The 12,516-nt window shown below is 69.0% G+C and carries 9 protein-coding genes; 4 read left to right on the top strand and 5 right to left on the bottom strand.

All coding sequences use genetic code 11. The features are described from left to right. Window positions 1-13: 13 nt before the first annotated feature. Both DMH01_RS04900 and DMH01_RS04895 read right to left on the bottom strand, forming a co-directional pair. Window positions 14-1,567: an acetolactate synthase large subunit gene (locus DMH01_RS04900; protein WP_199745366.1), complete on the bottom strand. Its 1,554-nt coding sequence runs from the start codon at window positions 1,565-1,567 to the stop codon at window positions 14-16. Between the two features lie 12 nt (window positions 1,568-1,579). Beyond that, window positions 1,580-2,962 carry an FAD-binding oxidoreductase gene (locus DMH01_RS04895; RefSeq protein WP_125673887.1) on the bottom strand — a complete coding sequence of 461 codons (1,383 nt, stop codon included), beginning with the start codon at window positions 2,960-2,962 and terminating at the stop codon, window positions 1,580-1,582. A 190-nt stretch (window positions 2,963-3,152) separates the two neighbouring features. Between DMH01_RS04895 and DMH01_RS04890 the strand changes: the two genes are divergently transcribed. Next, on the top strand, window positions 3,153-3,947 hold the full coding sequence (locus tag DMH01_RS04890) for a Calx-beta domain-containing protein (protein ID WP_125673886.1): 795 nt from the start codon (window positions 3,153-3,155) through the stop codon (window positions 3,945-3,947). Here the strand turns inward: DMH01_RS04890 and DMH01_RS04885 are convergent. Continuing rightward, the gene (locus DMH01_RS04885; protein WP_125674341.1) at window positions 3,931-6,894 is read right to left on the bottom strand and encodes a BTAD domain-containing putative transcriptional regulator; all 2,964 of its coding nucleotides are present in this window, start codon (window positions 6,892-6,894) and stop codon (window positions 3,931-3,933) included. The genes DMH01_RS04890 and DMH01_RS04885 overlap by 17 nt on opposite strands. Before the next feature lie 173 nt (window positions 6,895-7,067). Here DMH01_RS04885 and DMH01_RS04880 point away from each other — a divergent pair, with 173 nt between their 5' ends. Further along, complete coding sequence (locus DMH01_RS04880; RefSeq protein ID WP_125673885.1) at window positions 7,068-8,054, top strand: hypothetical protein; 987 nt, start codon at window positions 7,068-7,070, stop codon at window positions 8,052-8,054. Between the two features lie 60 nt (window positions 8,055-8,114). On the opposite strand, the gene DMH01_RS04875 is transcribed toward DMH01_RS04880, so the two are convergent. Both DMH01_RS04875 and DMH01_RS04870 read right to left on the bottom strand, forming a co-directional pair. Continuing rightward, window positions 8,115-8,612, bottom strand: coding sequence for a DUF3830 family protein (locus DMH01_RS04875; RefSeq protein ID WP_125673884.1), 498 nt, complete (start codon window positions 8,610-8,612; stop codon window positions 8,115-8,117). Next, window positions 8,612-9,862: an aspartate aminotransferase family protein gene (locus tag DMH01_RS04870; RefSeq protein ID WP_125673883.1), complete on the bottom strand. Its 1,251-nt coding sequence runs from the start codon at window positions 9,860-9,862 to the stop codon at window positions 8,612-8,614. The genes DMH01_RS04875 and DMH01_RS04870 overlap by 1 nt, the downstream gene beginning before the upstream one ends. 88 nt (window positions 9,863-9,950) lie before the next feature. On the opposite strand from DMH01_RS04870, the gene DMH01_RS04865 reads away from it, so the two are divergent. Both DMH01_RS04865 and DMH01_RS04860 read left to right on the top strand, forming a co-directional pair. After that, the gene (locus DMH01_RS04865) at window positions 9,951-11,414 is read left to right on the top strand and encodes an NAD-dependent succinate-semialdehyde dehydrogenase (RefSeq protein WP_125673882.1); all 1,464 of its coding nucleotides are present in this window, start codon (window positions 9,951-9,953) and stop codon (window positions 11,412-11,414) included. Next, entirely contained in the window at window positions 11,411-12,484 is a 1,074-nt protein-coding gene (locus DMH01_RS04860; RefSeq protein WP_125673881.1) for a tartrate dehydrogenase, read from the top strand. Before DMH01_RS04865 ends, DMH01_RS04860 begins: the two co-directional genes overlap by 4 nt. The last annotated feature ends 32 nt before the right edge of the window (window positions 12,485-12,516 follow it).

The following is a 12,516-nucleotide window of genomic DNA, read 5'->3' as shown; positions in this document are numbered from 1 at the left end:
AGGGGCACTTCGCTCAGAACAGCGTCGGAACGATCGCGTCGATCAGGTGCGGGCCCGGTTCGGCGAGCGCGCGCTGGAACTGCTCGGCCAGCTCCTCCGCCGTCGTCGCCCGGGTCGCCGGGACGCCCATGCCTTCGGCGATCTTGACGAAGTCCATGTCGGGCCGGGAGAGGTCGAGCAGTTCGTTCGCCTTGGGGCCGTTGGCGTCCGCGCCGACCCGCTGCAGCTCCAGCCGCAGGATCGCGTACGCGCGGTTGTTCAGCAGGACGGTGGTGACGTCGAGGTTTTCCCGGGCTTGAGTCCACAGCGCCGAAATCGTGTACAGCGCGCTTCCGTCGGACTGCAGGTTGATCACCGGCCGGTCCGGCGCGGCGACGGCCGCCCCGGTCGCGACGGGCATGCCATAGCCGATCGCGCCGCCGGTCAGGGTCAGCACGTCGTGCCGGGGCGCCCCCGCGGTCGCCGTGGGCAGCAGCAGGCCGGAGGTGTTCGCCTCGTCCGCGATGATCGCGCGCTCCGGCAGCAGCGCGCCGATCACCTCGACCCAGTTCTGCGGGGTCAACGGCCCGGACGGCAGCGCGGGCCGGGAAGCCTCCTGCAGCACCGGCTCCGTCTCGGCGGCGACCAGGTCGGCGACGTCGTTCAGCGCTCGCGGCACGTCCTGCGCGACTTCGGCCAGCACATGGACCTGCGCGCCTTCGGGAACCAGGTTGCTCGCCTTGCCGGGGTAGGCGAAGAACGACACAGGTGCTTTCGTCCCGGCGACGATCACGTGCTTGATCCCGTCGAGCTGGTACGCGACCTGCTCGGCGAGGTAGCCCAGCCGCTCGATCGTCGGCAGACCCGCGCCGCGTTCGAGCCGGGCGGGGAAGGTCTCGACGAACGCCTTCACGCCGGTCGCGGCCGCGATCCGGCTGGTCGCGCGCAGACCGGCCTCACGGCAGCCGCTGCCGCCGACGAGCAACGCGACCGGCTCACCACTGGCCAGCACCTCGGCGATGTTCTTCACCGTCGTGGCGTCGACGACCTGCGGGATCCGCGGCGGGATGGGCGCGCAGGTCTCGCCGCCCTCACCCCAGGACGCGTCGGCGGGCAGGATGAGCGTCGCCACCTGGCCTGGGGCGTCCTGGGAGGCCGCGACCGCCGCGGCGGCGTCGGCACCGACGTCCTTCGTGTGCTCGGAGCGGCGGACCCAGCCATCGAGCGAACCGGCGACGGCCTCGATGTCCGATTCGAGCGGGGCGTCGTACTGCTTGTGATAGGTCGCGTGATCGCCGATCACGTTGACGATCGGGGTGTGCGCACGGCGCGCGTTGTGCAGGTTCGCCAGCCCGTTGCCGAGGCCGGGGCCGAGGTGCAGCAGCGTGGCCGCCGGCTTGTCGGCGATGCGGGCGTATCCGTCCGCGGCACCGGTGACGACGCCTTCGAACAGGCCGAGCACACCGCGCATCTCGGGCACGGTGTCGAGTGCGGCCACGAAGTGCATCTCCGAGGTGCCCGGGTTCGAGAAGCACACGTCGACGCCGCTGTCGACGAGCGTGCGGATCAGGGACTGGGCGCCGTTCATCTCACTCACTTTTCAAGCCCTCTCAGCGAAAAGAACGCCGGGGTTGAGGATCCCGGCCGGGTCGAAGCTCTCCTTGATCCGGCGCATCAGCGCGATCTTCGCCGGGTCCTCCAGATCGAGGAAATAGCCGGATTTGGCCCGTCCTAGACCGTGCTCGCCGGAGATCGCGCCGCCGAGTTCCATGCCGAGCGCGAAGATGTCGGTCAGCAGTTGCTTCCGCTTCTCCGGGTCCTTGCAGAAGATGGCCAGGTGGACGTTGCCGTCGCCGGCGTGCCCGCAGCCGAGCGCGCCCGCCTCGCGCGACAACGCCATCTCCCTGGCCTTGCGCAGGAACTCGGGCATGGCGGACCGCGGGACCACCACGTCGATGACGTCGTCGGCGCCGGCCGCCTTGGCCGTCCAGAACGCCTTCTCGCGCGCCTCGATGAGCTTGCGCGCCGAAGGGCCTTCGAGCACGTACACGTCCATCGCGCCGACATCGCCCAGCAGCCCACCGAGTTCCTCGACATCGGCGTGCAGCCGGTCGTTGTCGCGGTTTTCCAGCGCCACCACCAGATACGCCTGCGCCTTGTCACGGATGGCGTCCGGGACACCGAGACTGAGCTTCTCGTTGTAGCTGATCGCCGCGAGCGTGAGGTTGTCGATGTACTCGAGGATATGCGGCGCGAGGCCGCTGGCGACGATCTTCGGGACGACGGTCATCACCTCGTCGAAGGTCTCGAACGGGGCGAACACCGTGGCGCCGTGCGGCAAGCGCGGGTACAGCTTCACGATGACCTCGGTCGCGAGCGCGAGGGTGCCTTCGGAGCCGATGATCAGCTGGGTCAGGTCGTACCCGGTCGAGACCTTCGAGGTCTTGCCGCCGGTCCGGATGATCTCGCCGGTCGGCAGCACGGCCTGCAGGCCCACGACGTTGTGCCGCGTGACGCCGTACTTGACCGCGCGCATGCCGCCCGCGTTCGTCCCGACGTTGCCGCCGACGCTCGCGCTCAGCTCGCCGGGGTAGACGGTGTACCCGAGTCCGGCTTCCGAGGTCTTTTCGTCCAAATCGGACAGTGTGACGCCCGGCTGGACGACGGCGACGTGGTTTTCGGTGTCGATCTCCAATACCGCGTTCATACGCTCGAACGAGATCACCAGGCCGTCTTCGCGCGGTCGCGCACCACCCGAAAGCCCGGTGCCCGATCCTCGCGCGGTGACCGGCACGCCGTGTTCGCCCGCCGCCTTGAGCAGCTCCGCGACCTCCTCGGCGCTTCCCGGTTTCGCCAGGTAGGCGGGCCGCTGAGGGCTGGTGGTCAAAGCCTCGTCGTGTGCGTAATCCTCGGGAATCGCCTCGCCTGACAGCAAATTCGAGTCCCCGACGATCTCGGCGAACCGTGCCGCAACATCGCCCATCGAGTGCCCTTCCTCACGCTTCTTTGCCTGGTTACCGAAGCGTAGTACGTCATAGGCGCCCATGGCCATGAATCATTTTCATGTTTGCTTTCCCGGTGGCCACAACCTCGTGACAACCTCGCTCGGTTACCCATGTCGCAGCGGGCCGCGGCGGCTCGCCGGAAGGGGTGGACGCTCGATGGGAACCAGGATGAGACGGATCGCGGCGCTGGGGGCGGCGCTGGCGGTCACGTTCGGGCTTGCGGTACCGGTGGCTGAAGGCGGGCAAGCGGGCTGCACCGCGCCCGTGGCGAACGTCAGCGGAGTCAGTCAGGCCGAAGGGACGAGCGCCGGGTACACCACCCTTGTCTTCACCGTTTCACTCACCGACGGCGGCTGCGCGCCGCAGGGCTCGGTCGAATACCGGACGATCGACGGCAACGGCTCGCCGGTCGATCCGGCGTTCGTCGCGAAGGAGAGCGTCGACTACCTGCCGCGTGCGGGCACGCTGACCTGGTCCGGGAGGGCGGACGCGCAGACGATAGCGGTCAAGGTCCGCGCCGATTCCTTCGTGGAGAACGACGAGATGTTCTCCCTGCAACTGTACGGAGAGAGAGGCGTACGGATCGGGCACAGCGTCGGCGTCGCCTGGGTGGCCGACGACGACAAGGTCAAGACCGCACCGCTGGCCACCACCCAGGAAGGTGAGATCTGCTGGTCGATCCCGCCCAACTTCGCGCTGGGCACCACCACCTGCAGGGTGCCGCTCGTGCTCTCCCGGCCGTGGCTCTCCGGACCGCTCACGATCCGCTACCGCACCGAAGGCTCCGCCCACGAGCCGGTGAAGGACGGTGTCGTCACCTTCCAGCGCGGTGAGACCAGGGGATACGCCGAACTGACGATCGTTCCCGGGCAAACGGGGAAGGCGCGGGTCGAGTTCTTCGAGCCGTCTCAGGGCAAGCTCGTGTACGCGACCTCGACCGTGGTGATCAGTCCCGCCGGGTGACGAGGTCGGCGTCGGCCGTCGCGTTCGCCCGCCGGTACAGCTCGATCGCTCGAGCCCAGTGGGTGGCCGCGGCGGCCGTGTCGCCGCACCGCGCTTCCAGGTCGCCGAGGTCGCGGTGCAGATGAGCCTCCTCGTACGGATCCGGGACTCCCGCCCGGACCGCGACGCCGCGCTCGAGGTTCTCCCGCGCCGCGGCCAGATCGCCGAGCCCCAGGTGGGCGCGGCCGAGCCGGTCGAGCGCGGCCGCCTCGCTGTGCCGGTTCCCGACGTCCCGGCTGATCAGCAGCGCCTGGTCGAAATCGTCCCGCGCGGCCCGGAAGTCCCGGCGTGCGAGGTGGACCTGGCCGGCGTGCAGAAGCGACTCCCATTCCTGCCACCGGTCTCCGATCGCCCTGGACGCGGCCAGTGCCTTGCGGAGGTGGTCGAGTGCGACGTCGTGATCGCCGAGCTCCTCGTAAGCCTCCCCGAGCGTGTCCAGGGTGGCCGCTTCCAGCCGGGCGTTGCCGAGTTCGCGGAACGTCTCCAGCGCGGCCGTCAGCGGGCTGAGTCCGTCCATCGGCTGGCCGCGGCGGATGTAGGCGTGGCCGAGGTTGCGCTGAGACAGGGCACGCCCGAGCCGGTTGCCCGCCGAAGTACACCGCTCCACCGCGAGCCGGTACGCGGTGATCGCCTCGTCGAACCGGCGCAGCGCGGCGTAGGCGTTCGCGGTGTTGTTGTAGATATGCCCTTCGCCTTCGAGATCGCCTGCCGCGCGGGCCGCCTTCAACGCGCGGGCGTTGGTTTCGAGCGCGTCCGTCAGCCTGCGAGTCATGAAGTAGGCCGCGCCCAGCGCCCGCAGCATTTCAGCCTCGGCCAACGGATCTTCGAGTTCGGCGGCCGCCGCGGCCCCTTCGCGGCAGAGCCCGATCCGCTCGTTCCAGCCGCCCATGGTGTCGTAGAAACTGGTGAGCAGGTAGGTGAGCTGCCAGGCGGCGGTGTTGCGGCCGTGCTCGCGCGCGAAGCGCACCACGGGCAGCAGATTCGCGCGCTCGGCACCCAGGAACGCCAGCGCCGCACGCCTTTCCGCCGGAAAGGGCGACGCGGGTGGCGGATGGCGCAATGACGGGGTGACCAGATCGCGGTTCGGGTCGATGATCCGGTTCGCTTCGGCGGCGACGTGCAGGTACCAGTCGATCAGCCGGTCCGCGGCCTCGGCGCGGCCCGACGTCGTTTCGTCGGCGTGGGCGCACGCGACGGCGAATTCGCGGATCAGATCGTGGAGCCGATAGCGATCCGGGCCCGCTGGGGTGATCAGGTGCGCCGCGGACAGCTCGGCGGCCACGACCCGGCCCGCTTCGGCGGGCATCCCGCACAAGGCGCTGCCGAGGGACGAACTGAACGAAGTCCCCGGGATCAGCCCGGACAGCCGGAACAGCCGAGCCGGAGCCTGGCCCAGCGGCAGGTAGGCACTCGCGAGGACGGTTTTGACTGTCCGAGAATCTCCTTGTACCGCAAGGGTTTCCAGTCGGCCGACCCCGGTCAGTTCCTCGGTGAGTTCCGCGATCGGGCGGCCCGGTTCACCGGTCAATCGTGCGGCGGCGATCCGCAGCGCCAGCGGCATCCCGTCGCACAGCCTCGCCAGGCGCGTGGCCTGAGCGGGTTCGCGCGCGACCCGGTCGGCGCCCAGCACCCGGGTGAGCAGCGTCATCGATTCCGGGTCGGCCAGCGCGTCGAGGGCGAACACGCGAACGGCGTGCCTGCTGCCGAGCGCGGCGAGGGTCTGCCTGCTGGTGACGATCAACATCGCCTTCGCCGTGCCGGGGACGAGCGGAAGGATCTGGTCGACACCGCCCGCGTTGTCGGCGACGATCACGCAACGCTTCCCGTGCAGCAACGAGCGGTAGAGCGCCGCGCGTTCGGCCGTCGCGTCGGGCAGCCGGTCGTCGGGGAGACCGAGGCCGCGCGACAGATGAGCGAGGGCATCGCCCGGCGAGACCGCTTCACCCGGATCGTGCCCGGCGAGGTCGAGGAAGAGCTGGCCGTCGGGGAAGCGGTCCGCGATGCGATGCGCCCACTGCACGGCCAGCGCCGATTTGCCCATCCCCGCCGCTCCGGAGATGACCACGACCGGCGGCTCGGCTTCGTCGAGGAGACTGTCGAGCGAAGCGAGCTCCTGCTGCCGTCCGGTGAAGTGCCCGACGCGGGCGGGGAGCTGCGCGGGCGCGGTGCCCCGTGCGGGCGCGTCGAGTTCGGGCGCCCGGCGCAGGATCGACGTGTGCAGTTCGACCAGTTCCGGGCCGGGATCGACGCCGAACTCGTCGGCCAGCCCCCGGCGCACGGCTTGGAAGGTCTCCAGTGCCTCGGCATGCCTCCCGCAGCGATGCAGGGCGAGCATGTGCAGCGCGGCGAGCCGTTCGCGGTAGGGCTGCTCGGCCCGGAGCCGCGGAAGTTCCCGGAGGACCTCCTCGTGTTCGCCGAGCCTGAGCTCGGCGTCCCAGAGTTCTTCCCAGGCGGACAGCCGTAGTTCCTGGAGCCGTTCGACCTCGCGCAGTCCCCAGCCGTCGAGTTCGGCGTCCGCGAAGGCACCGCCGTGCCAGAGCCGCAACGCCTCACGCAACGCCGCCACCGCCTGACCGGGATCGCTCCGCTTGGCGGCACGAAGTTCTTGTTCGAAACGGAGAGCGTCGACAGAGGACGGTGCCACCGTCAGGACGTACCCGGGCTTGCGGGTGAGCAGGACCGGTGGGAAACCGCAGTCCTCCAGTGCCTGCCGGATCCGGGCGACATGACTGTGCAGGGTCTTCACCGCGGTGCGCGGCGGATCTTCACCCCAGAGCACGTCGACCAGGCGGGGGATCGGGACGACCGAGCCCGCGTGCAGGGCGAGAACGCCGAGCACGGCTCGCTGGCGGGCGCCGTGCAACTCCGCCCGCCCGGTGGGGCCGATCGCTTCGACCGGGCCCAGCACCCGTAGCTCCCCTGACCCGGGCACCCTGCTCCCTCCGGCATGTGACCCCGGTGAGCGTATCCGGGCGAAGACCTACCGAAATCGGCCAATTAGGGCACACGATCTCCGCAACCCCGCCACAACCGGTCTGGCGGACGGTCAACGGGTCGACTGTTTCGCCCAAGGAGGGGAACATGATCAGCAGGAATCCGCGACGCCGCCGAACGCTGCTCGCCTCGGCCGTCCTGGCCGCCGCGACGCTGCTCGCGGGTGTCGCACCCGCGGTGCAGGCCGCGCCGGAAGCCCGGAGCGACGTCTTCATCCGGGACAACACGTCCGACGTCGGGTTCGAACCCTCGGCCGGTTCGCTCTACTCCAGTCCCGACATCCGGGTCTGTTTCTCGCCGACGATCCTCTGCGCCACGGACGATCCGATCGTCCAGGGGAGCACCGCCTACATCCACGTCACGCTGAACAACCCCGGCCCGTACGGGGACGCGCTCGAGAAGGGGACGCTGCAGGTCTACTACACGAAGCAAGGCACCGTGGCCCAGTGGTCGAGTCAGTGGACCTACATCGGTTCGGCCACCAACGTGAGCGTGCCCTACGGCACCAAACGGGTCGTCATTCCGTGGAATGTCCCGATCGGCTCGCACTTCTGCCTGCTGGCACGGTGGCTTGCGCCGACCGATCTGCCGACCGAGGGCCTGAGCACGTCGGCGAACGCGCGGAACAACAACAACATCGGCTGGCACAACGTGAACGCCGTACCGTTCAAGATCAAGATCCCGGAGTTCCGGCCGATCGTGTTCGGCTGGGACGGCCGTGAGCCCACGGCGGTCGGCGACATCGTCTTCACCCAGCCCGGCAGGCCGTTCACCGGCCCCGGACGGATCACCATCGACCTCGGCCCCGATCTCGCCGCGCGCTGGCGGGCGGCCGGCGCGAAGGGGGAGGGCGTGGAACGGGTCGGTGAGACCGAGCTGGCCATCGTGAACCCGCAGCGAGCCCGGATCAGCGGCCTGACCTTCAAGTCGGGCGAACAGGTGGGTGCCAAGCTGAGCTTCACCGCCGGCGCCGAGGCGGCCGGCGGGCAGTTCACCGTCCACGTGACCCAGGTCGACCAGCGCGGCGAAGAGGTCGGTGGCGTCGAATACCGGCTCACCGAAGCGCGGCAGTAAGCCAGGGAGGGGTGCCGGCCCGTGGGCGGTGAGGGTGCGAACCCGCACCGCCCACGGGTTTCACGCGCGGGCGAACGAAAGCGTCTCGCCCTCGACACCTCGCAGCCAGAGATCCTGGGCGGCCTCCGCCATTTCGGCGAGTCCCTCTTCGATCGTCGCGAACACGTTGCCGGGCACCCAGCCGGCGTCGCCGTTGATCAACAGGTTGTTGCGCCCGTAGAAGATCGCGAGGTCCGTCGCGCCCTGGTCGCTGTGCGCTTCGCTGGCCTCGTCGTAGCCGTACGCCGGGTTGCCGATCTCCCAAGCCTCGAACCCGAAGTACACGACATCCCCCGGAATCGGGGTCACCGTGGGGTTTTCGCGGCCCGGCTTCGGTTCGGCGAAGGGCGGCACGAGCGTGTAGACCTCGTTGCGCGCGTACTTCGCGTGGTACGCCGAACCGCTCTGCGGCAACGCGTCCCAGACCGCGCGGCAGGTCCGTGGGGCTTCGGCGTCGAGCAGCCGGGCCCGGCAGGACACTCCGCGTTTGTCGAGCGTGATCGTGATGTAGCGGGCCATCACTCGACCCCCGCCACCACGTCACCCCAGATGCGCAGCGCCTCGTCGACCTGCGCGGAATCGACGATCAGCGGCGGCACCATCCGGACGACGTTCATGTACGCCCCGCAGGTCAGCAGCAGCAATCCGTTGGAGGACGCGGCTTTCTGGGCCGCCTGGGCTTTCGCGGTGTCCGGCTCGCCGTCCGGCGTGGTGAACTCGGAACCGACCAGCAGCCCCAGCCCGCGGACGTCACCGATCGACGGTGATTTGTCCGCGATCACCCGCACGCCTTCCAAGAGCTGGCGTCCTCGTTCGGCGGCGTTCTCGACCAAGCCCTCTTGCTGGATCACCTCGAGCGTGGCGATCGCCGCCGCGCAGGCCACCGCGTTGCCGCCGTAGGTCCCGCCCTGGGAACCGGGGAGCGCCTTCGCCATCAGCTCCTCCGACGCGGCGATACCCGAGATCGGGAATCCGCTCGCGAGCCCTTTCGCGATGAGCACGATGTCCGGGCGGACCCCGAAGTGGTCGTGCCCCCAGAACCGGCCGGTCCGGCCGAAGCCGGTCTGGATCTCGTCCATCACCAGCAGGATCCCGTGCTTGTCGGCGCGTTCCCGGAGCCCGGCCAGGAACTCGGTGTTCGCCGGGACGTACCCGCCTTCGCCGAGCACCGGCTCGATGAAGAACGCGGCCGTCTCGTTCGGCGCGCAGACCGTCGCGAAGAGGTAGTCGAGCTCGCGCAGCGCGAACTTCGTCGCCGTCTCCTCGTCCCAGCCGTAGTGGAACGCGTAGGGGAAGGGCGCGACGTGCACGCCGGACATGAGCGGCGCGATCCCGGCGCTGAACCGGGTGCCCGACGTCGTCATCGTCGCCGCCGCGACGGTCCGGCCGTGGAACCCGCCCTGGAAGACGATGACGTTGGGTCGTTTCGTGGCCTGCCGCGACAACCGGAGCGCCGCCTCGACCGCCTCGCTGCCCGAGTTCGCGTAGAAGAGGGAATCCAGGCCGTCCGGGAGGACACCGCCCAGCTTCTCGGTCAGCTCCAGCATCGGCTTGTGCATGACCGTCGTGTACTGCCCGTGGACGAGCTTGCCGATCTGCTCCCGCGCCGCGCTCACCACGTGCGGGTGGCAGTGGCCGGTGCTGGTCACGCCGATACCGGCGGTGAAATCCAGGTGACGTTTGCCATCGGTGCCGTAGAGGTAAACCCCTTCACCGTGGTCGACCACGACCGGCGTTGCCTGCTTGAGCAGCGGTGATAGCTGGGCCATGGGCTGCGCTCCTAGGTCGGCTGAGCTGTTGTCGATTGTTGACAATATCCATAGCATGGCGTTCGGGACAACATGGAGGAGCGTTGGGATGAGCTCGATCAGTGAGGCCGGCGTGGTCACGTCGGTCGGCAAGGAACTGTTCATCGGCGGCAAGTGGGTGCCCGCCACGGACGGGAAGACCTTCCCCGTTCTCGACCCCTCGACGGGCGAAGCCCTGTGCGAGGTGGCCGACGCGTCACCGGCGGACGGCGTCAGCGCACTCGACGCGGCCGTCGCCGCACAGGCCGACTGGGCGAACGTCGCCCCGCGTGAACGCGGTGAGATCCTGCGCCGCGCCTATGAACTGCTGATCAAACGCGCCGACGAGCTCGCGCTGCTGATGACCCTCGAGATGGGCAAACCGCTCGCGGAGTCGAAGGGCGAGATCACCTATGCGGCCGAGTTCTTCCGCTGGTTCGCGGAGGAAGCCGTCCGGATCGACGGTGGTTACGCCGTCGCCCCCAACGGGTCGGGCCGGTTCCTCGTGACGAAGCAGCCCGTCGGGCCGTGTCTGCTGATCACGCCGTGGAACTTCCCCATGGCGATGGGTACCCGCAAGATCGGGCCCGCGGTCGCGGCAGGCTGCACGATGGTCATCAAACCCGCTGCCCAGACCCCCCTTTCGATGTTGGCCCTCGCGGCGATCCTCGCCGAGGCGGGGCTGCCGGAAGGTGTGCTGAACGTGCTCACGACGTCGGACTCCGGCGGCGTGATGGAGCCGTTGATCCGCGACGGCCGCGCGCGGAAGCTGTCCTTCACCGGTTCGACCGGCGTCGGGCGGAAGCTGCTGGAACAGTGCGCGGACAAGGTGCTCCGCACTTCGATGGAACTCGGCGGCAACGCCCCCTTCCTCGTCTTCGAAGACGCCGACCTCGACGCGGCGATCGAAGGCGCGATGACCGCGAAGATGCGCAACATCGGCGAGGCCTGCACGGCCGCGAACCGTTTCTATGTCCAGCGAGGCATCGTCGACGAGTTCTCCCGGCGTCTCACCGAGCGCATGGAGGCCTTGCCGATGGGCCGCGGCACCGAGGAGGGTGTCGTCGTCGGCCCCCTCATCGACGAAGCCGCCGTCGAGAAGGTCAGCGGCCTGGTCGCCGACGCCACCCAGCGAGGAGCGCGCGTTCTCACCGGTGGATCCACAGTGGACGGTCCGGGTAACTTCTATCAGGCCACGGTGCTCACCGACGTGCCCAAGGACGCCAGGCTCGCTTCGGAGGAGATCTTCGGGCCGGTCGCCCCGATCACTCCGTTCGACAGCGAGGACGAGGCCATCGCGGCGGCGAACGACACCGAGTTCGGGCTCGTGTCCTATGTGTACACCTCCGATCTCAAGCGGGCACTACGGGTCTCGGAGCGGCTGGAAGCCGGCATGATCGGCCTCAACCAGGGCCTGGTCTCGAATCCTGCCGCGCCGTTCGGCGGGATCAAGCAGTCGGGGCTCGGCCGTGAGGGTGGCAGCGTCGGCATCGACGAGTTCCTCGAGACCAAGTACATCGCGGTGGCTCTGTGACTTCTCGAGCAGGGACCTCCTATCGGATCGCGAGCATTCCCGGCGACGGGATCGGGGTGGACGTGACGGTCGAGGCCCGCAAGGTCCTCGACCGCGCGGCGGCATCGCATGGCTTCTCCTTGTCCTGGACGGAGTTCGACTGGAGTTGTGAGCGGTACACCAAAACCGGCTCGATGATGCCCGCCGACGGGATCGAGCGGCTTTCGGCCTTCGACGGGATCTTTCTCGGTGCCGTCGGTTTTCCCGGCGTCCCGGACCATGTGTCGTTGTGGGGTCTCCTCATCCCGGTCCGGCGCGCGTTCAGCCAGTACGTCAACCTCCGGCCGGTCCGGCTGCTGCCGGGGACGACGTCGGCTCTGGCGGGCCGCGGCGCCGAAGAGCTGGAGATGGTGATCGTCCGGGAGAATTCCGAGGGCGAGTACTCGGAACTCGGCGGCAGGCACAATCGTGGGCTGGGGAACGAGTTCGTCTTACAGGAGTCCGTGTTCACGCGGGTCGGGGTGGAGCGGATCATCCGCTACGCCTTCGAGCTGGCGAAGACGCGCACGGGGCGGGTCTGTTCGGCGACCAAGTCCAACGGGCTCATTCACTCGATGCCGTTCTGGGACGAGATCTTCGCCGAGATCTCCGCGGAGTACCCGGACGTGCATGCCGAGCAGTGCCATGTCGACGCGCTCGCCGCGCGGATGGTGCAGGCGCCGGACCGGCTCGACGTCGTGGTGGCTTCCAATCTGTTCGGCGACATCCTGAGCGACCTGGCGGCGGCCGTGACGGGCGGGCTCGGGATGGCGCCTTCGGGCAACATCAATCCGACCGGTGAGCTCCCTTCCATGTTCGAGGCGGTGCACGGCAGTGCTCCCGACATCGCCGGACAGGGCATCGCGAATCCGGTGGCGCAGATCCTGGCGGGAGCGATGCTGCTCGAGCATCTCGGGGAAACCGTTGCGGCACAAGATGTGCGCGCTGCGGTGGAAAAGGTTCTCGAGGAGGGATCCGTGCAAACCCCCGACCTCGGCGGGAAGTCCACCACCGCCGAACTCGGGTCCGCGGTGGTCGCCGCTCTATCTTGAACCATCCGCATAGTGGCGTGTCAAGTCCCGGA

The organism is Amycolatopsis sp. WAC 04182 (assembly GCF_003947465.1).
In the GTDB taxonomy this organism is placed as follows: Bacteria; Actinomycetota; Actinomycetes; order Mycobacteriales; family Pseudonocardiaceae; genus Amycolatopsis.
This window is presented reverse-complemented; position numbering and strand designations above follow the sequence as displayed.